Origin of the sequence: Bacillus sp. A1 (genome assembly GCF_042296235.1) — a bacterium.
In the GTDB taxonomy this organism is placed as follows: Bacteria; Bacillota; Bacilli; order Bacillales; family Bacillaceae; genus Bacillus; species Bacillus velezensis.
Genome location: NZ_CP141181.1, coordinates 627,383 through 645,545, shown reverse-complemented (window position 1 = coordinate 645,545; position 18,163 = coordinate 627,383). Strand labels below are relative to the sequence as shown.

Here is an 18,163-nt window from a genome sequence, read left to right as displayed (position 1 = left end):
GCGCGCCACCTCTCTTTCTAAACAACATGGGACACCCGTTTGTCCCTGATCATTTGCACCTTAATATTTTTTTGCGCGAAGATGAGAGCGAGTTTCCGTTCTTTCTCCGAAAGCGCGGCATTCGTTTCTTTCGCCAAAAACACCGTCATGTCAGCATGGCCGGGCTCAGCCTGTTTGAGAAGGTCTTCTGTAAGACTGCCCGTCACGATGGCAATGGAAGCTTTGCGGACGCGCGGATCCGCCAGCTCTTTTTCTAAACGCCCGCCTGCACCAGCTTCTTCCGATTCTGAAGCTGATGCCAGGTAACGCAGCATCTTTCTGAAATGCCGGTCTCCCTCCCCGACGGGAAATACGATCCGGTCTCTCCCCAATGAAATAAATCCTGCGGGAGAGCCCTTCATAAGCGCCGTGTAAAGCAGGGATGCCGAAGCTGACACCGCGGCTTCAAACGATGGGGACGGCCTGCAGTCCAAAAGGAGAATCATATTCATACTCTGCAGCGGGTCAAATTCCTTCGTCATCAGCTCATTTCGCCGCGCCGATGTTTTCCAGTCAAGTGCGGAAAACCGGTCGCCCGGCTGATAATTTCTGACGCTCGCAGCCATTGCGGAGCGGTGTACCTGAAACGGAGCGCCGGCACCCGCACCCTCTTCTCCTGATGCGGCCTGCGGCTTATAGTGAACAGACCCGTACGCCGGGAAAACCAGAACCGTATCCGTTACGGAAAACGACGCCGTCTTGTCCAAAAGCCCGAGAACATCTCCCGTCCGCACTCTTATCGTATGTAAATGATGCTCTCCGCGCGGCACCTGCGGCAGCTCATATTGTAACGTCAGCTTCCTTTGAAACCACGGAAACACGAGCTGTTTCGCACTGCGCCTCTCGCCAAGCGTTTCCGGCATCACATCTTCAATGACCATATATGTCAGCGGAAACGGCAGGCGCCTCGTCAGCCTGATGGTGACAGACAGCCTGTCGCCTGAGGTTAACTGGGCAGAGGACACGTCACGCGTCACCTGAAACGCCCGCAGCGGGTACACAGCGACCAGCCCGGCGTAAACGGTAAACGGCAAAAACGCATAAAATAAAAACCAGCTCACAAATCCGCCCTGAAACATGGCATAAGAAAAGACAGCCGCCGTCAGTACGGCCAACATAAGCAGCTTCCAGCCATATAGAAGCCAATGCATCTTCTTTCTCATTAGCGGACCGACATCCTTTGGACGGGCACTTTTTCCGTTTGCATGATGTCTTCTATAATCGCTTCCGGCGTCACATCGTTAAATTTCGCCTCGGCGGTCAGGATCATTCTGTGCGGCAGCGTATACGGAGCCAAATACTGGACGTCATCAGGAATGACGTAATCGCGGTCATGAAGCAGCGCGTACGCCTGCGCGGCTTTCATTAATGAGATTGAACCGCGCGGACTTACGCCCAGATGTACGGACGGATGCCGGCGGGTATGCTGAGTAATGCCGACGATATACGCTTTAATTCCCTCATCCACCCGCACCTTCTCCAGTTTTTGCTGAAGGCTGATAAACTGTTCTTTAGAAATGACGGGCTCGATTGTTTCAAGCAGATTGCGCCCTTCCTGCAAAGACAGAACTTGAAGCTCTTCCTCGGCAGTCGGGTAGCCCATGCGCAGCTTAAATAAAAACCGGTCAAGCTGGGCTTCGGGAAGCGGATACGTTCCTTCATATTCAACCGGGTTTTGTGTGGCCATGACGAAAAACGGCTCAGCCAGCCGCATTGTCTTTCCGTCAATCGTGACATTCCCTTCCTCCATTGCCTCAAGCAGGGAAGACTGCGTTTTCGGAGAGGTTCTGTTAATTTCATCAGCCAGCACGATATTCCCCATGATCGGTCCAGGGCGGTATTCAAATTCCATCGTTTTCGTATTATAAATAGAGACACCCGTCACATCTGACGGCAGAAGATCCGGCGTGAACTGAATCCTCTTAAAGTCAGCTCCGATCAGCTTGGCCAAAGCGCGGACCATCATCGTTTTTCCGACTCCCGGCACGTCTTCCAGCAGCACATGCCCTTTTGCGAGAATGGCGGCCAGACTGAGTATGGCGATATCCCGTTTTCCTATGATGATGTTTTCAATATGCTCAACGGCTTTCTCCAGCAGCGGATGCAGCTCTTCTTTATAAGCCATTCTTCTCCTCCTAGTCATCTCTCAAATTTCAATTATCGTAACCTAACTTTACCACAAAATATAAACAGTATAAAAAAACGTTTCCAGCAAATTGTTTCCAGTCTGAAAAAGGAAAAAGCTCCCTTTAGAAAGGAAGCTTTATTTCAGCTGGAGAGGCTCCATATGAACGTGTGAATGGTCAATGGCATGTTCCTCTTTCATCTTGCGTTCTACCTCATTTGCGATCTCATGACTCTCTTTAATGTTCAGATCAGACGGCACTTCAATGACGACATCAATATGAACGGAGCTGCCCAGATATCTCGCTTTAATATCTTTTAAACGGCTGACGCCCGCAATCTGTTCAATCGTCTTTTTATAATCAGAAATATGTTTGACATCAAAACCGTCAGTCAGCGAATGAGAGGATTCCTTAAAAATATCCCACGCGGTTTTGCAGATGATCAATCCGATGATAAACGCGGTAACCGTATCCACCCAAGCCAAATGGAACTGTGAAGCAAAAATTCCGATAAACGTGCCGATACTGACGAGCGCATCTGATTTATTATCAGCGGCCGCAGCTGAAAGGGCCTGGCTGTTTACCTTTTTGGCAAGCCCTTTCGTATAGCGGTAGACCATCAGCATCACGACGGCGCTCCCCGCGGCCGTCCAGGCGGCTATCATATCCGGTGTTTCCTCTTTAACGGAAAAAATAGATTGCGCGGCGCTGAACAGCACTTGCATTCCGACAAGCATCATAATAATGGAAGCGATGAGTGACGCGACGGTCTCCGCCCGAAAATGGCCGTAAGGATGATCTTCGTCAGGAGGTTTCTGAGAGATGCGCAAACCGATGAAAACAGCCGCAGATGCCACGATATCAGTCGTATTATTTAAACCGTCGGCCTGAAGCGCTTCTGAGTGAAACAAATAACCGATCACAAGCTTCACAGCCGACAATGCCGCATATGCGCCAATACTGACAATCGCTCCGGTTTCGCCTTTTTTCAATTCATGATATCTCTCCACTGAAAATCCTCCTTCCCGTTCAATTTTTCCTTCATTATCATACAAAGCGAAGACACAGTGGGTCTATAGAAACATGATTCACTTTCCACAGAAAAATAGTAAGCATAGAACATTTATGCGCTCAGGAAACTTATTTTTATTCACGAAACCCCTCTCATCCCAATCGTATCAAGGATTCTCGCCATCCCATGTTCATGGAATTATTTTCAAACCCCTTAAAACACAAAAATAACAGAAAATTATTTCTTTTCCTTCCCGCACCTCTGCTGTACGGACGAGAAAAAATGTCATATTTTCTTACATCATTTTCAACTGTCTGTGGCATTTATGATAGAATAATACTTGTCGGAATATTCAGCATAAACAAGCCAAAAGGAGGCAAAGAATGAATCAGCCTAACTCTTTATCAAAGGGATTAAAAACCCGGCATATGACTATGATTTCAATTGCCGGCGTGATCGGCGCCGGATTATTTGTCGGAAGCGGATCCGTCATTCATTCCACCGGACCCGGAGCGATTGTCTCCTACGCTTTAGCAGGATTATTAGTGATTTTTATTATGAGAATGCTGGGGGAAATGTCCTCCGTCAACCCGACAAGCGGTTCGTTTTCACAGTACGCGCATGATGCCATCGGTCCTTGGGCCGGTTTTACGATCGGATGGCTGTATTGGTTTTTCTGGGTCATCGTCATTGCTATTGAAGCCATTGCAGGCGCCGGAATCATACAGTACTGGTTCCCGGGCATTCCGTTATGGCTGACGAGTCTGCTTCTGACCGTGCTGTTAACACTGACGAATATTTATTCAGTTAAATCGTTCGGCGAATTTGAATACTGGCTTTCCTTAGTGAAGGTAGCGACGATCGTTGTCTTCTTAATCGCGGGATTTGCGTTCATTTTCGGAATCGTCCCCGGCAGCAAGCCGGTCGGGCTGGAAAATCTGGCGGGCAGCGGCGGATTTTTCCCTAAAGGTCCAAGTTCCGTTCTGCTCGGCATCGTCGTTGTCATTTTTTCTTTCATGGGATCTGAAATCGTCGCAATCGCAGCGGGAGAAACGTCAAATCCGGTCGAATCCGTCACAAAGGCGACCCGCTCAGTCGTTTGGCGGATCATTATTTTTTACGTCGGCTCCATTGCGGTTGTGGTCACACTGCTGCCGTGGGATTCAGCCAATATTTTGGAAAGCCCCTTCGTTGCCGTTTTGAGCCATATCGGGGTTCCCGCAGCCGCTCAAATCATGAATTTTATCGTCCTGACAGCCGTTCTGTCCTGCCTGAACTCCGGGCTTTATACGACGTCACGGATGCTGTATTCACTGGCAGAGCGAAATGAAGCGCCGCGGCGTTTTATGAAATTGAGTAAAAGAGGCGTACCGGTTCAAGCCATTATCGCCGGCACCTTTTTCTCCTATATTGCCGTTGTTATGAACTACTTTTCTCCCGACTCCGTATTCTTATTTCTGGTCAATTCATCAGGGGCGATCGCACTGCTCGTCTATCTCGTCATCGCCGTCTCACATCTGAGAATGAGAAAGAAAATCGAACGGACAAACCCTGAATCTCTTAAAATCAAAATGTGGTTCTATCCGTACTTAACCTACCTGACGATCATCGCCATTTGCGCCATCTTGTTATCTATGCTGTTTATCAGCTCAATGCGGTCTGAATTTCTGCTGACAGGATTTATTACTCTGCTGGTGCTTGCCTCATATGTATTCCGCAAAAAACAAAAACCGAAAGAGAGCGCTTCCGAAAGCCGGGTTGCGCAATAACCGCAAACACCCTCCTCAAAAAAGGGCGGGTGTTTTTTTAACCAACCTGTTCAAGGCAGCATTAACTGTAGTACAGGATTTCAATAAATGATAAGGACAGGATGAAAAATGGCACTAGAAAAATTTGCAGATGAACTGCCGATTATCGAAACACTCCAGCCGCAGAAGAAATCAGACGGCAGCACGTATTATGAAGTCACCATGAAGGAATGCTTTCACAAGCTGCACCGCGATCTCCCGCCGACCCGGCTGTGGGGGTATAACGGTTTATTTCCCGGCCCGACGATCGACGTGAACCAAGATGAGAACGTCTATATTAAATGGATGAATGACCTTCCGGATAAGCATTTTCTGCCTGTGGATCATACCATTCACCATTCAGAAAGCGGCCATCAGGAACCCGATGTCAAAACCGTCGTCCATTTACACGGAGGAGCAACCCCGCCGGACAGCGACGGCTACCCGGAAGCCTGGTTCACAAAGGATTTTAAGGAAACGGGTCCTTATTTTGAGAAAGAGGTATACCATTATCCAAACAAACAGCGCGGGGCTCTGTTATGGTATCACGATCACGCCATGGCGATTACGAGGCTCAATGTGTTCGCGGGGCTTGCCGGGATGTATATCATCCGCGAGCGAAAAGAAAAGCAGCTGAAGCTTCCCTCCGGAGAGTATGACGTACCGCTTATGATTTTGGACCGCACGTTAAATGACGACGGTTCCTTGTCTTATCCGAGCGGACCTGCTAACCCTTCCGAAACGCTGCCCGACCCTTCCATCGTCCCGTTTTTTTGCGGAAATACCATTCTCGTCAATGGTAAAGCGTGGCCGTATATGGAAGTTGAACCGCGGACATATCGTTTCCGCATCCTTAATGCCTCCAATACAAGAACATTTTCTCTCTCGCTCAATAACGGCGGGAAGTTTATCCAAATCGGTTCTGACGGCGGACTGCTTCCCCGCTCTGTCAAAACACAATCTATCAGCTTAGCCCCGGCAGAGCGGTATGATGTGCTCATCGATTTCTCCGCCTTTGACGGAGAACATATCATTTTAACGAACGGCACCGGCTGCGGGGGCGACGCCGATCCGGATACAGACGCCAATGTGATGCAATTCCGCGTCACAAAACCGCTGAAGGGAGAAGACACAAGCCGTAAGCCTAAAAATCTTTCAACAATGCCTAATGTGACATCAAAGAGAATACACAATATCAGGACGCTTAAACTCACAAATACGCAAGACAAATACGGCCGGCCCGTTTTGACGCTGAATAACAAGCGATGGCATGATCCTGTGACAGAAGCGCCGAAGCTCGGCACAACGGAAATCTGGTCGATTATCAATCCGATGGGGGGTACCCATCCGATACACCTGCACCTTGTCTCCTTCCAAATCCTTGACCGGCGCCCTTTTGACTTAGAGCGTTATAACAAATTCGGCGACATTGTGTATACAGGCCCCGCCGTCCCGCCTCCTCCAAGTGAGAAAGGCTGGAAAGATACCGTGCAGGCGCACTCGGGAGAGGTCATCAGAATCGCGGCGACTTTCGCTCCTTACAGCGGACGCTACGTATGGCACTGTCATATTTTAGAGCACGAAGATTACGACATGATGAGACCGATGGACGTCACGGATAAGCAGTAAACAAACATCCCCCTTTTCTGAGAGGGGCTTTTTTATTTATCCAAAAAGAAAAAATAAGAAGACACTTATTTGCATATACTGTAATAACAGGAAGACGGTGCACCCTCATTGGAAATCTGGATAGAAAAAGGAATTAGGAGATTAGGGAAAAGTATGAGACAATGAAGGAGTGCACGAAAATTCATAAGGGAAGAAGTGACTTTATGTCTTACTACAACAAACGTAATCAGGAACCGCTGCCTAAAGAAGATGTCAGTACGTGGGAATGCACAAAAGAGGACTGTATCGGCTGGAGCAGAAAGAATTTTGCCGGCAGTGATACCCCGACTTGCCCCCTTTGCGGCAGTAAAATGATCGACGGCGTCCGTTCGTTGGTAAATCTCCAAAACAATAATCAAACGGCATCAAGTTAGACCTCCCTTTTACGAGTCTCAACATAGAGAAGGCCTCCATGTCTCATGAGAGGCCTTTGCGTTATCATGTCCTTTTATGATGCAAAGGAGCAATGAACATGAAAAACGATCGGCAGCAGAAAGATCTGAAGGAATTGGCAAAACGGCGGAAAATGAACCTTGCCGCACAGTCATTCATCGAAACGCTTCATTTTGCCGTTCCGATTCTCCGTTTTTTCAAATGGCTCGCCTCAGCCGCAGCCAGCTTTGTTCATTAAAAAACACCCAGCGGGCGCTGAGTGTTTTTTTCATGATTGGATGACGGAAAAACTGTTGATAATGCCGTTGTCATTTTCCCAGACTTTTTCGCATTTTTTCGTATCCAAATGATAAGCATAAATGGTCCGGACCTTCGCATTCCGCCCCGTTTCATCCTTCAGACGCTTAGCGCCTTTTGCTTCCGCCATGAAATAAATGATGCTGCCGTCTTTAGAAAACTGAGGCTGGGCATCAATCAGCGGAGCGAAGTCCTTCCCGTTTGAGATAATCGTTTCATCTTTTTTCGTTTTGACATTCATCAGACGGATGGACGCTTTTTGTTCCGTCCCTTTTTGGGTATAAGATGTAAAGACAAGGTTCTTTCCGTCCGGTGACACCGCCACGTCGCTGATAAACTGTTCAAGGTTTGTCAGATCCTGAAGGTGTTCGCCCGCTCCTGCCGCAAACCGGATATTCGTCGGTTCAGGGTCAATCCCCTTCTCATTTGCTTCATCCGTTTTTTGATAATCCTCTTTTACGGAATAATGCAGAAGCGCAAAATCGTTTTGGCTGCGGTTATAAAAGAAGCTGCTTACACTGTCGTCTTTCTCATCGGCGGCGGGATACAGGTTTTCATAACGTTTCGTTTTCAAATCAAAAGATGCGAGACGGAAAATATCTTCATCCGCTTTTCCGAGACGGAAATAAATGTGCGTCAGATCCTTTGATAAAAACAAACTGTCAGCGCTTGCCGTTCCTTTATAAAGCACCGTCTTCTTTTTCGTCTTCAGATCAAGCTTATACAGACGCATCTCATTTTGGTCATTATTCCCGACAAAATAGAGCACCTGATGGGCATCATCCAGCGCAAACGCCGGATATGCCGAAAGCTTTTCCTCGTACAGCACGCGGCCGTCCTCGTAATATTTCGTCATCAGATCTTTGTCTGTAATGGAAACAAGCAGCTTGTCATGACCGCCGGAGACAACGGCTTTTCCGCCGCCGTCGCTTTTTCCTTTAATCAGTAAAACGGCCGCGATGACCGCCGCCGCCAAAACGGCGGCCAGCAACATCCAGATCCATCGTTTCTTCTTCATTATCAATCTCTCCGTCAATCAGAAAAAGCAAGAATCAGTGTCCTTGCTTTTTAAGATGGTCTATTTTAATAGCTGTAGTGTCCGGATACTCTTCCTTTGCTTAATGGATATCCGAGCGCTTTGAACGCTTTCGGGCTGACATCCAATACGGCATTCGGCATACGGCCTACATCATTTTTGTATACGGTGATAACCTTTTTCGGTTTTGCTTTGGCATAAGCTCTGATTTTCGTTCCGTTTCTCGGAACGTCAAATCCTAATTTTGTCGCGCAATCCCAGTGTCCCAGTTTTTTACCGGAAGATCCTTTTTTACCGACTCCATTATACCATGTAATATTTCCGTTCACTTTTTTAGCACTTGCATCAGAAGAGTAACTGATCGCTCCCAGCGTGCTTCCTGCTAAAATCAATAAGGCTAAGAATAACTTCTTCAAGCTTTCGTCCTCCTGATTCTTTATTCTAGGCAAAATTATACACCAAGAAGACGATTATAATATTTCAATCACTTTACATGTTCATTACAACGTGATGAGACATGCACATAACGACGGCACAATTTCCTGTTCTATATAATTCCATGGTAAATTATACTACAAAATTTAATTCATTAGCGTTATAATATTCATAGAGTATTTCTGCATTCAATATGGACTTTTTATAAGGCCTATTGATAGTTGCATAATATGATATATTTTGAGAAATCAGGCTTTAGGAAGCAGGCACTTTATTCCTTTTAACCGTGGTTCATATTGATCATGTACCTATACTCGTTTCAATCAGACTAGGAGTGATAATCAATGAAAGCGGCAAGATGGCACAATCAAAAAGACATTCGAATCGAAAACATTGATGAACCTAAAGCAGAACCGGGTAAAGTCAAAATTAAAGTCAAATGGTGCGGGATTTGCGGAAGCGACCTTCATGAATATTTGGGAGGCCCGATCTTTATTCCGGTCGGCAAACCTCATCCGTTAACAAACGAAATGGCGCCCGTCACGATGGGTCACGAATTCTCAGGAGAAGTCGTTGAAGTGGGCGAAGGCGTCAAAAATTACAGCGTCGGCGACCGTGTCGTCGTGGAACCGATTTTTGCCACACACGGACATCAGGGAGCCTATAACCTTGATGAACAAATGGGATTCTTAGGCTTAGCCGGAGGCGGCGGCGGATTTTCTGAATATGTATCCGTTGACGAAGAATTGCTGTTTAAGCTTCCTGAAGAGCTTTCTTACGAACAGGGTGCGCTTGTTGAGCCGTCAGCGGTAGCGCTTTATGCCGTCCGCCAAAGCAAATTAAAAGCGGGCGACAAGGCGGCAGTTTTTGGCTGCGGACCGATCGGGCTGCTTGTGATTGAAGCCCTGAAAGCGGCCGGCGCCACAGATATTTACGCGGTTGAACTTTCACCGGAACGTCAGGAAAAAGCGAAAGAACTCGGCGCTATCATCATTGATCCGTCAAAAACGGACGATGTCGTTGAAGAAATCGCTAAACGCACAAACGGCGGCGTTGATGTTTCTTATGAAGTAACAGGCGTTCCTGTCGTTCTCCGCCAGGCGATCCAGTCAACAAACATTGCCGGTGAAACGGTTATCGTCAGCATCTGGGAAAAAGGAGCGGAAATCCATCCGAACGATATCGTCATCAAAGAACGGACCGTAAAAGGCATTATCGGATACCGTGACATCTTCCCTTCCGTTCTTGCACTGATGAAAGAGGGATACTTCTCAGCAGATAAGCTCGTCACGAAAAAAATCGTGCTCGACGACCTGATTGAAGAAGGCTTCGGCGCTTTAATCAAAGAGAAAAACCAAGTGAAAATCTTAGTCAAACCGAACTAAACCGTTCAGCTGAATATCAGACACATCCGAAAAAGAGCCGTTCCGGCTCTTTTTTTCATCTCATCGTCTTTCCTTCCTTTTCCTTTTAAAAATGATCCCCTCTGCGCAAACTATTTTTTACCCTGTCCCGTCTATCCTTAGGCAGCAGCCTATGATACGTATTTTTAAAAAAGGAGCCCTTTGAAGCAATGAAGAACGAAACAGCCAAAGCGTCGCTTGTGACGTGCATAACTGAGCGCAAGGAAGACTTTTACCGGCTTGCGTACAGTTACGTAAAGAACAAGGATGACGCGTTAGATATTGTTCAGGAATCAATTCAAAAAGCGCTGACATCGGTCGAATCCGTCAAAAACCCCGATGTGATCAAAAGCTGGTTTTATAAAATTTTAGTGCGCACGGCCATTGATTTTCTCCGCAAACAGAAAAAACTGAAAGTGATGGACGATGAAACGATCGAGTTTTTAAGCCGCGGAAAGGAAGATCACTACAAGGACACAGACCTTCACGAAGCGCTCGATGACCTGCCGCATCAATATAAAACCATTATCATTCTGCGTTTCTTTGAAGACCTGAAATTAGAAGAAATCGCGGACATCACGGGGGAAAACATCAACACCGTCAAAACACGCCTTTACAGGGGGCTGAAGCTCATGCGCATTCAGCTGACGAAGGAGGATCTTTCTTAATGGAAAAGAGATTAGAACAATTAAGAGAAGAGTATAAAAGTGTGCCCATTCCTAAGGAACTGGACAGCATTGTCGAAAAAGCCCTTCGGCAAAAACCGAAGAAAAAACGAATCGTGATGTGGCCGACATCCGCGGCAGTCGCTGCGGCCGTCTTATTTACCGCCGTTGTCAATATCAATCCGGATGCCGCACAAGCCATGTCTAAAATCCCCGTCATCGGCAAAGTCGTCCAAGCCATCACATTCACGGAGATGAAGGAAGAAAAGAACCAATCAAGCATTGATGTGAAAACGCCCGCTCTGTCCGGACTTTCCGATCATAAACTCGAAGACAGCATCAACCGGCATTACATGAAAGAAAGCAAAAAGCTGTATCAGGAATTTATGAAGGCGACCTCAAAAAGCAAAAAAGGCCACCTCAGTATTTACAGCGATTATGAAACCGTTACTGACACAGCGGATCTGATCTCAATCCGACGTGATATCGAAAAAACGCAAGCTTCCTCTTATACACAAAGCCGTTACATCACGATTGATAAAAAGAATGAGGCCGTGCTTACGTTAAAGAGCTTATTTAAAGATGACCGTTATATTAAAGTCATCAGCCAAAATATTAAAGAACAAATGAAAAAACAGATGAAAGAAGATCCGAATAAAATATACTGGGTCGAAGATGATGATATGACGGAGCCTTTTAAAGCCATCCGCGCCGACCAGAATTTTTATATTACAGATAAGCACAAACTTGTTATTTCATTTGACGAATATGAAGCGGCACCCGGATATATGGGCGTTACAGAGTTTACAATACCGACCTCCGTCATCTCCAAGCTGCTTGTCGGAGACCGCTACATCAGATAAAGAAAGAAAAAAATCCATGATATCCGCAGATCATGGATTTTTTCTTACGTCCCGCAACAGCCAAGATGCATAAGGGACCCTTTTCATATAACAGACGCCGGACGGGGGCTGAAAAGTTTAAGAAAATCACAGCATTTCATTCATTTTTTCTGAAACAAAATCCCCTTCCGAATGCGTCTAATTAACGGAACAAATGGAAGACTGTACAGAAATCTGCCATAGCCATCCGCAAAACAGCGAGAATTTCCGCGCACATTATTGGAGGAATACCATGTCAGACAAGTCACTGCATCACCGCTATATTCCCGGACTGGATGGACTTCGCGCCTTTGCCGTCCTCGCAGTTATCGCATATCATCTGAATTTTAACTGGGCCGACGGCGGTTTCATCGGTGTTGATATCTTTTTTGTTTTATCGGGGTATTTAATTACATCTATTATATTGCCTGCCCAAGGCAATGCCATCACCCTTGATTTGCGTGATTTTTGGGTGCGCCGGATCAGGCGGCTTCTGCCGGCGGCTTATCTCATGATTATCACGACAGTCATTTGGGTCGTATTGTTTAACAGCGAGCTCCTGCATACCGTACGCGGAGATGCGGTCTCCTCACTTTTTTACATAAGCAATTGGTGGTTTATCTTTCATCAACTTTCTTATTTCGATAGCTTCGGCTCCCCTTCGCCATTAAAAAACCTTTGGTCGCTGGCGATTGAAGAACAGTTTTATATCATATGGCCCTTCCTGCTGCTTGCGGGAATGTACATATGTAAAACACGGGCCCGGCTTGCGGCCGCGGTCATGTTCCTCGCGTTATGTTCGGCAGTCGTAATGAGTATGATGTATGTGCCCGGCGGAGATCCGAGCCGCGTTTATTACGGAACGGATACCCGCTCATTTGAATTGCTGATCGGCTGCGCTTTAGCTTTAGTGTGGCCGATGAAACGATTATCTTCCAAACGGCTGCCGAGCAGCATGAAACACCTGCTTCACGGGACGGAGCTTGCCGCTTTTGCCGCGCTGCTGCTTTGCGTCTTTTACACGGATGAATATGAACCCTTCCTGTACAAGGGCGGCATGCTTTTGATCAGCATCACCGCAGCGGTTCTTGTCGCATGTTTATGCCATCCGAGCAGCTTTTTGGGACATGTTCTTTCATGGAAGCCGCTTCGCTGGATCGGAACGAGATCATACGGAATCTATCTTTGGCATTACCCGGTTATCGTGCTGAGCACACCCGTACAGGAAATCGGAAATCCGGTTTATTGGCACTGCGCCGTCAGAATCGGCGCCACTTTCATTCTTGCCGAGCTATCTTACCATTTCATTGAACAGCCGATCCGCACTGCGGGCTTCCGGCCATTTTTACGCCGCGTGTTTCTGAACCGCTTTCTGGAATGGAAGACGTCCTCTGTCATCAGCAGAATGTCGCTCGGCCTTATTCTTGCCGCCATTCTCGTATTTGCGGGCGGGCTGTCAGGGATAGCCGAAGAGAAAAAACAGCCGCAATGGACGTACGCGCAAAATGATCAGCAAGAAACCGCCGCCTCTTCGCACAAAACGGCCGATCACGATCAGCCTGCAAAAGAAGAAGACAGCAAGAAAAAACACGGCGGCGAAAAAACGGACACCGCGTCAGACAAAAACAAGAAAGAACCAACAGACAAATCAAATACAAAGAAAAACGAAGAGAAAAAGGAACGGTCATCTCAAAAAACGGCTGATTCAAAACAAACACAGCCTCAGCAAGACGTGCTGGCCATCGGTGACTCGGTGATGCTGGACATTGCGTCATACCTGCGGCAGTCCCTCCCTCATGTCACCATCGACGGAAAGGTAGGAAGACAAGTCTCTCAAGCACTCCGGCTCACTTCGGAATATGCGTCATTTAATCAGCCGAACAAAGCGGTCATCATCGAGTTAGGGACGAACGGCTATTTCACAAACAGCCAAATTGAATCACTGATCAGCTCCTTTTCAAAAGCCGATATCTATCTTGTCAACACACGTGTGCCGCGGCAGTGGGAAAGCAAAGTAAACGAATCATTGCGCCGGCAGGCCGAGTCACGGAAAAATGTGACGCTTGTCGATTGGCACGCAAAAGCATTGCAGCACCCTGAATACTTCACACCGGACGGCGTCCATCTCATACCTGAGGGTTCTAAAGCGCTGACATCTCTCATCGTTCAAACAATGAAATCATGACAAAAAAAAGAGGCCCCAAAAAGGCCTCTTTTTCGTATATCGTCAGGCAAGCTTCTGTCCGCAATTCGGGCAAAAATTCGCGCCTTCCGTTTTCGTTCCGCAGTTCGGACAGAATTTCGGCTTATCCGCTCCTTCCGAGCCGTTCGCCGGTGCCGTCCCCTGATTCTGCTGACTTTGATCTTGCTGCGGCTGGTTCTGCTGATTTTGGTTCATTTGGTTCATCATTTGATTTGCCACATTCATTCCCATCATCATGCCCGCCATGTCTGAGGCGGCGCCGCTTCCGTTCATTTTGCCGGATGACATTCCGTTCGTCATGGAAATCTGCTGATAGCGGTTCACATCGCCCACCATGCCGTAAGAAGCGTTTTTCGTAATCATATCCTGAACTTCCTGCGGATAGTTAAAGCTCATAATATTGAAGCCCGTAATCGACATGCCGTCTCCGATCAGCTGCATATCAAGATCTTCTTGAATCCCTTTTCCGATTTCAAAGGAATTCGACTGCAGATTGAACATGTCTTTTCCTTCTCTGGTGATCCATTTCATCAAAAGCTGATCGAGAATAGACGTAATCCGGATTTTAATGTCCTCCACTAAATAGCTGTCTTTGACACCCGCAATCTTATCAATCAATCCGATGTAGTCAATGACCTTGAAGTTAAATGTGCCGTTTGCGCGGATCGGCATACCGCCCGGCATACCTGCCGCCGGAATGTTGATGGCGTTTTTTGTGCCCCACTTCACGGTGAACTCCTTCGTATTCACAAACAGCACTTCAGCCCGCATGCCGCTGTTAAAACCAAACTTAAACCCTTTTAGTGTAGATAGAAACGGAATGATTTCTGATTCGATATCATAATCGCCGTCATCACGGAAAATCCCTTCAATCTTCCCGTTGTATAAAAAGATGGCATCCTGTCCCGGCCGGATGATCAGACGGCTGCCTTTTTTAATTTCACGGTTGTTCCATTTATAGAAAACCATGTCGTCTCTGAATTCTTCCCACTCCACCACATTTGCTAACTGATTTCTGAAAAAACCCATGTATGCTCAAATCCTTTACATATAATTTAAAAACTTCCCTTGCTTCCGCTGTAACTCGTGCCGCCCCTCGTGACTCCGCCGTCATTGTCATTATCTTTATCAGGCTTTTTTTCTCTTGTAACGTCGGTTCGGATATATGTGTCGTGCTGGCTCAGCACTTCAGACGTATCGTGATCCATATACGTGCTGCCGGTGACGGTGACCTTGCCGCCGGAATTGTACACCATCACGGTGACGGCGATTCCGGCCGCGGCTGCGGCAATAATGAGCTGAAACCACCATGTGAGCAGCAGATTGTCAGACTTGTCGTCCGGGCTTTTCCCCATATCTTTATAAGCCATCTTGATGTAGGTCTGAAACGCCTTTTCATAATGGCCTGCGGAAATATCTGACGAGATCGTATTCCTGATCGTATTCAGCCGGCTGTTATTCAAATACGTCTCCGCCTTTTTATATCCGGAGATAAATACTTCCCGATTTTTCATATCAATGGTCAATATCGCCGTACTTCCGCTAAAATGACTGTCATAAAAATCACCGGCGTACTGCTCGATGTCCTTACCGCCCGTTCCGTTTGCGGTAAGAATGATAAAATCGGTATGGCGCTTTGCCCCCAGCTTCCCGGCCAATTCCTCAAGTTTCTTCGTTTCATCCTTCGTTAATAAATGAGCATTGTCGTAAACATATTGCTTCTGTTCCGCGGCAGACGCCGATGTATGTAAAGAAAAAGACAGCATCAGAAAAAGGACGAAGCAGAAGAGACACGCTTTTTTTATCGATACTTTCATCAAAAACCGCCTCCTATCATAAGTGAGACGAGTCTTAATGCTACAAACGCACCGGCGGTTATGCCGCCGAACCACGCGGCCACTTTTCCGGCACTGATCGGCGGTTTGCCGACAACCTTGCCCGTCTGCCCGTTCATCGCAAAAATGTGTTCAGCCCGCTCATAGTCGTAGCTGACCATCCAGACCGGAAGCAGTACGTAAAAGCTGCTGATTTTATCGGTCTGAATCTGCTCATCCGTAATGTCAGCCGTCGTATATCCGGAGAAGGTGGATCTGATATAAGAATCAATATAATGGCTGATTTTATCCTTCGCCCGCGGAAAGAGATCGTCATCGGTATAATTGTACTTTTCCGCTATATATCCCGCTAAATAGGCCGTATTAAACTCCTTCAGCTCACTGTATGAGTAAGGTTCCAATTTGTCCATTAATTCATCATTCATTTTTTCTGAAGCGTCGACCGGAATTTTGAGATAATCAAGATTGATATCGCGGTACGCGTTGTAATACTCGGTCTCCGTCACCCGGTATTCTCCATCATCATAGTGATGCACTCTCGTACAAACGGCATTGACCTGAACCTTGCTGTTTAAATCAAACATCCAAAACGGCACGTACATGCCGGTTATGCTCTTCACCCGGTCGGCAGACATAAATCCTTTCGGTGTCAGACGGCCGTTTCGGCACCACTTTTTAAAAGCGCTCATGGCCTCTTCTTTACTGATCGTAAAAGGGATCACCATCGAAGGCGCGAGATTTCCCGATAATCGGTCGGCGAGAACGGCGGCTCCTCCGCAAAACCCGCACGTCGTGGCCGTCGTTTCCGCCTCAGTCATTAATACCGCGCCGCAATTCTCACAGCGGTACTCGTTCGCCTCATTTTCGGAAAATCTCGTCGTTATATACTCTTTTGGCAGGCTCTCAATCTGATCCTGCCGCCCGCAGCTGTGACATGTCAGCATGCCGGATGAACTGTCAAAGACCATATCATCGCCGCAGTTCGGGCATTTATAAGAAATGATCATTCTGTTTCTCTCACTTTCTCTTTATATCGGACAAAGCTGCAGCCCGCTGTCTATTGATCTTTACTGAAAAGCATTTTCTGCTTGAGCGCCGCCAATTCATCATCGACACTGCTTTGATTGCTGTCATATTTAGCCGTCAGCTCGTCAATATCGTCTTTCGGAGACGCGTTCAGCTCAGCCATCGCATTGGCGTGATCAAGCGCTTGGTTGACCTTGTCTTCCATTCTGCCGAAAGCTGTCAGCGATTGGCCCGCATTTGACACAGAGGACCCCAATTTGTTCATTCTCTCCTGCGTTTTTGCCACAGACCACTTCGCTTTGATGGCATTTCGGCGCGACTCAAGCTCTCCGATATCAGCGACAAGCTTGTCATGCATTTTGCGCATTTGAGACGCGTTGGATGAAGCGAGCTGATAAGCCGTTTGCAGCTCAGTCAGTCTTGATTCAACAGCCGCTTTCCTTTCCAAAAATGTCCGCGCATCAGCTTCATTGCCGGCCTGCAACGCTTTCATCGCATAACTTTCCATCTTTTCGGCATCAGCCTGGCATTCAGTTAGCGCTCTTTTCGCCCGCTGTTCCTCAGCCATGACAGAAGCCGTCTCCGCTTTCACTTTTCCTAAATCACTGTTCAGATTCCGCAAATATTGATCAACCATTTTTTCAGGGTTTTCAGCTTTATCCAGCAACGCATTGATATTACTTGACATGATGTCTTTAAATCTTCCTAAAATACTCATTTTTCATTTTCCTCCCAAAATTAAATAGTAACAAGTTCACAGTTATATATACTGTTTTTTTCAAAAAAAGTTTCATTTTCTCTTGAATTTATGTATTTTTATATGAAAATAGTCTCATTCAGCCCATTTGTGCCGGCGGAAATTCTTTATGACCAGATACAGTGAGAACAAAAAATAAACAAACAGCCCGATCATTAACCCGCTCACTAACGGATAATGCTTCGCCGCATACACAAAGAAATCCAGCTGCGAAATCTGTTCCGGACTTGTAATCGTATCCGTCCCATTCAAAAGCTTTGAGAATTTAGCCGTATCATTCCAATCAAACGAATCAGAAACAAGCTCACTCCCCTGATACCAATTGACAGCGGTGAGACAAAGAAAACAAAAAACAGAAAACGCGCATTGCACAATAAGAAAAACATGTTTCATGAAAAACATTCCTCCGCGGTTCAATATCATAGGCCGTCATACTATACATGACGGCAGCAGCAGAAACTTGGTTTTACTCAGAACTGATAAAAACGTGATTGTATGTACTTCACAGCGATTCAATTTACTGGATGCCTTTCTAAAGTATACCGTATATCGTATTGGGTTTCAGACCTAAATAAAGAGGATGCTTCCCGAAGTCCGATG

The 18,163-nt window shown here is 46.8% G+C and carries 18 protein-coding genes; 8 read left to right on the top strand and 10 right to left on the bottom strand.

Going from position 1 to position 18,163, the window contains the following annotated elements:
- Window positions 1-17: 17 nt before the first annotated feature.
- The 3 genes from U2H13_RS03395 to U2H13_RS03385 form a co-directional block, all read right to left on the bottom strand.
- On the bottom strand, window positions 18-1,202 hold the full coding sequence (locus U2H13_RS03395; RefSeq protein WP_121984674.1) for a DUF58 domain-containing protein: 1,185 nt from the start codon (window positions 1,200-1,202) through the stop codon (window positions 18-20).
- Entirely contained in the window at window positions 1,202-2,164 is a 963-nt protein-coding gene (locus U2H13_RS03390) for a MoxR family ATPase (protein ID WP_121984673.1), read from the bottom strand. The genes U2H13_RS03395 and U2H13_RS03390 overlap by 1 nt, the downstream gene beginning before the upstream one ends.
- A 138-nt stretch (window positions 2,165-2,302) precedes the next feature.
- Window positions 2,303-3,175, bottom strand: a complete 873-nt coding sequence (locus U2H13_RS03385) for a cation diffusion facilitator family transporter (protein ID WP_014417084.1) — start codon at window positions 3,173-3,175, stop codon at window positions 2,303-2,305.
- 385 nt (window positions 3,176-3,560) lie between these two features.
- Between U2H13_RS03385 and gabP the strand changes: the two genes are divergently transcribed.
- From gabP to U2H13_RS03365, 4 genes are all read left to right on the top strand, one after another.
- On the top strand, window positions 3,561-4,946 hold the full coding sequence (gene gabP, locus U2H13_RS03380) for a GABA permease (RefSeq protein ID WP_012116987.1): 1,386 nt from the start codon (window positions 3,561-3,563) through the stop codon (window positions 4,944-4,946).
- A 108-nt stretch (window positions 4,947-5,054) separates the two neighbouring features.
- Entirely contained in the window at window positions 5,055-6,593 is a 1,539-nt protein-coding gene (gene cotA / locus U2H13_RS03375; RefSeq protein ID WP_121984672.1) for an outer spore coat copper-dependent laccase CotA, read from the top strand.
- A 203-nt stretch (window positions 6,594-6,796) separates the two neighbouring features.
- Window positions 6,797-7,006 (top strand): cold-shock protein, encoded by a 210-nt coding sequence (locus U2H13_RS03370; protein ID WP_007408879.1) that lies wholly within the window; start codon window positions 6,797-6,799, stop codon window positions 7,004-7,006.
- A gap of 98 nt (window positions 7,007-7,104) precedes the next feature.
- Window positions 7,105-7,263, top strand: coding sequence for a hypothetical protein (locus U2H13_RS03365; RefSeq protein WP_021495202.1), 159 nt, complete (start codon window positions 7,105-7,107; stop codon window positions 7,261-7,263).
- Between the two features lie 30 nt (window positions 7,264-7,293).
- On the opposite strand, the gene U2H13_RS03360 is transcribed toward U2H13_RS03365, so the two are convergent.
- Both U2H13_RS03360 and U2H13_RS03355 read right to left on the bottom strand, forming a co-directional pair.
- Window positions 7,294-8,340, bottom strand: a complete 1,047-nt coding sequence (locus U2H13_RS03360; protein ID WP_012116984.1) for a PD40 domain-containing protein — start codon at window positions 8,338-8,340, stop codon at window positions 7,294-7,296.
- Between the two features lie 65 nt (window positions 8,341-8,405).
- Window positions 8,406-8,774, bottom strand: a complete 369-nt coding sequence (locus tag U2H13_RS03355; protein ID WP_014417081.1) for a septal ring lytic transglycosylase RlpA family protein — start codon at window positions 8,772-8,774, stop codon at window positions 8,406-8,408.
- Window positions 8,775-9,137: 363 nt separating this feature from the next.
- On the opposite strand from U2H13_RS03355, the gene U2H13_RS03350 reads away from it, so the two are divergent.
- The 4 genes from U2H13_RS03350 (at window position 9,138) to U2H13_RS03335 (ending at window position 13,927) form a co-directional block, all read left to right on the top strand.
- Window positions 9,138-10,178: a 2,3-butanediol dehydrogenase gene (locus U2H13_RS03350; RefSeq protein WP_007408876.1), complete on the top strand. Its 1,041-nt coding sequence runs from the start codon at window positions 9,138-9,140 to the stop codon at window positions 10,176-10,178.
- A gap of 188 nt (window positions 10,179-10,366) precedes the next feature.
- On the top strand, window positions 10,367-10,864 hold the full coding sequence (locus tag U2H13_RS03345) for an RNA polymerase sigma factor (protein ID WP_003155802.1): 498 nt from the start codon (window positions 10,367-10,369) through the stop codon (window positions 10,862-10,864).
- A complete protein-coding gene (gene rsiV, locus U2H13_RS03340) occupies window positions 10,864-11,724 on the top strand; it encodes an anti-sigma-V factor RsiV (protein WP_014417080.1) in 861 nt (286 codons plus the stop codon). The genes U2H13_RS03345 and rsiV overlap by 1 nt, the downstream gene beginning before the upstream one ends.
- A 271-nt stretch (window positions 11,725-11,995) precedes the next feature.
- Entirely contained in the window at window positions 11,996-13,927 is a 1,932-nt protein-coding gene (locus U2H13_RS03335; RefSeq protein ID WP_014417079.1) for an acyltransferase family protein, read from the top strand.
- 42 nt (window positions 13,928-13,969) lie between these two features.
- Here U2H13_RS03335 and U2H13_RS03330 read toward each other — a convergent pair whose 3' ends face one another.
- The 5 genes from U2H13_RS03330 to U2H13_RS03310 form a co-directional block, all read right to left on the bottom strand.
- The gene (locus U2H13_RS03330; protein WP_103527106.1) at window positions 13,970-14,974 is read right to left on the bottom strand and encodes an SPFH domain-containing protein; all 1,005 of its coding nucleotides are present in this window, start codon (window positions 14,972-14,974) and stop codon (window positions 13,970-13,972) included.
- A 26-nt stretch (window positions 14,975-15,000) separates the two neighbouring features.
- Window positions 15,001-15,762 (bottom strand): YgcG family protein, encoded by a 762-nt coding sequence (locus U2H13_RS03325; RefSeq protein ID WP_014417077.1) that lies wholly within the window; start codon window positions 15,760-15,762, stop codon window positions 15,001-15,003.
- Window positions 15,762-16,787, bottom strand: a complete 1,026-nt coding sequence (locus U2H13_RS03320; RefSeq protein WP_017419002.1) for a TFIIB-type zinc ribbon-containing protein — start codon at window positions 16,785-16,787, stop codon at window positions 15,762-15,764. Before U2H13_RS03320 ends, U2H13_RS03325 begins: the two co-directional genes overlap by 1 nt.
- Before the next feature lie 50 nt (window positions 16,788-16,837).
- A complete protein-coding gene (locus tag U2H13_RS03315) occupies window positions 16,838-17,524 on the bottom strand; it encodes a PspA/IM30 family protein (protein ID WP_021495204.1) in 687 nt (228 codons plus the stop codon).
- A gap of 114 nt (window positions 17,525-17,638) precedes the next feature.
- Window positions 17,639-17,956 (bottom strand): YjdJ family protein, encoded by a 318-nt coding sequence (locus U2H13_RS03310; RefSeq protein WP_109566750.1) that lies wholly within the window; start codon window positions 17,954-17,956, stop codon window positions 17,639-17,641.
- Window positions 17,957-18,163: the final 207 nt, after the last annotated feature.

Excerpts from the sequence above, each read along its gene's own strand:
- U2H13_RS03350 (WP_007408876.1), top strand. The coding sequence starts at position 9,138 with ATGAAAGCGGCAAGATGGCACAATCAAAAAGACATTCGAATCGAAAAC.
- U2H13_RS03310 (WP_109566750.1), bottom strand. The coding sequence starts at position 17,956 with ATGAAACATGTTTTTCTTATTGTGCAATGCGCGTTTTCTGTTTTTTGT.
- U2H13_RS03395 (WP_121984674.1), bottom strand. The coding sequence starts at position 1,202 with ATGAGAAAGAAGATGCATTGGCTTCTATATGGCTGGAAGCTGCTTATG.
- U2H13_RS03370 (WP_007408879.1), top strand. The coding sequence starts at position 6,797 with ATGTCTTACTACAACAAACGTAATCAGGAACCGCTGCCTAAAGAAGAT.
- U2H13_RS03335 (WP_014417079.1), top strand. The coding sequence starts at position 11,996 with ATGTCAGACAAGTCACTGCATCACCGCTATATTCCCGGACTGGATGGA.
- rsiV (WP_014417080.1), top strand. The coding sequence starts at position 10,864 with ATGGAAAAGAGATTAGAACAATTAAGAGAAGAGTATAAAAGTGTGCCC.
- U2H13_RS03325 (WP_014417077.1), bottom strand. The coding sequence starts at position 15,762 with ATGAAAGTATCGATAAAAAAAGCGTGTCTCTTCTGCTTCGTCCTTTTT.
- U2H13_RS03360 (WP_012116984.1), bottom strand. The coding sequence starts at position 8,340 with ATGAAGAAGAAACGATGGATCTGGATGTTGCTGGCCGCCGTTTTGGCG.
- U2H13_RS03330 (WP_103527106.1), bottom strand. The coding sequence starts at position 14,974 with ATGGGTTTTTTCAGAAATCAGTTAGCAAATGTGGTGGAGTGGGAAGAA.
- U2H13_RS03320 (WP_017419002.1), bottom strand. The coding sequence starts at position 16,787 with ATGATCATTTCTTATAAATGCCCGAACTGCGGCGATGATATGGTCTTT.
- gabP (WP_012116987.1), top strand. The coding sequence starts at position 3,561 with ATGAATCAGCCTAACTCTTTATCAAAGGGATTAAAAACCCGGCATATG.
- U2H13_RS03390 (WP_121984673.1), bottom strand. The coding sequence starts at position 2,164 with ATGGCTTATAAAGAAGAGCTGCATCCGCTGCTGGAGAAAGCCGTTGAG.
- U2H13_RS03365 (WP_021495202.1), top strand. The coding sequence starts at position 7,105 with ATGAAAAACGATCGGCAGCAGAAAGATCTGAAGGAATTGGCAAAACGG.
- U2H13_RS03315 (WP_021495204.1), bottom strand. The coding sequence starts at position 17,524 with ATGAGTATTTTAGGAAGATTTAAAGACATCATGTCAAGTAATATCAAT.
- cotA (WP_121984672.1), top strand. The coding sequence starts at position 5,055 with ATGGCACTAGAAAAATTTGCAGATGAACTGCCGATTATCGAAACACTC.
- U2H13_RS03345 (WP_003155802.1), top strand. The coding sequence starts at position 10,367 with ATGAAGAACGAAACAGCCAAAGCGTCGCTTGTGACGTGCATAACTGAG.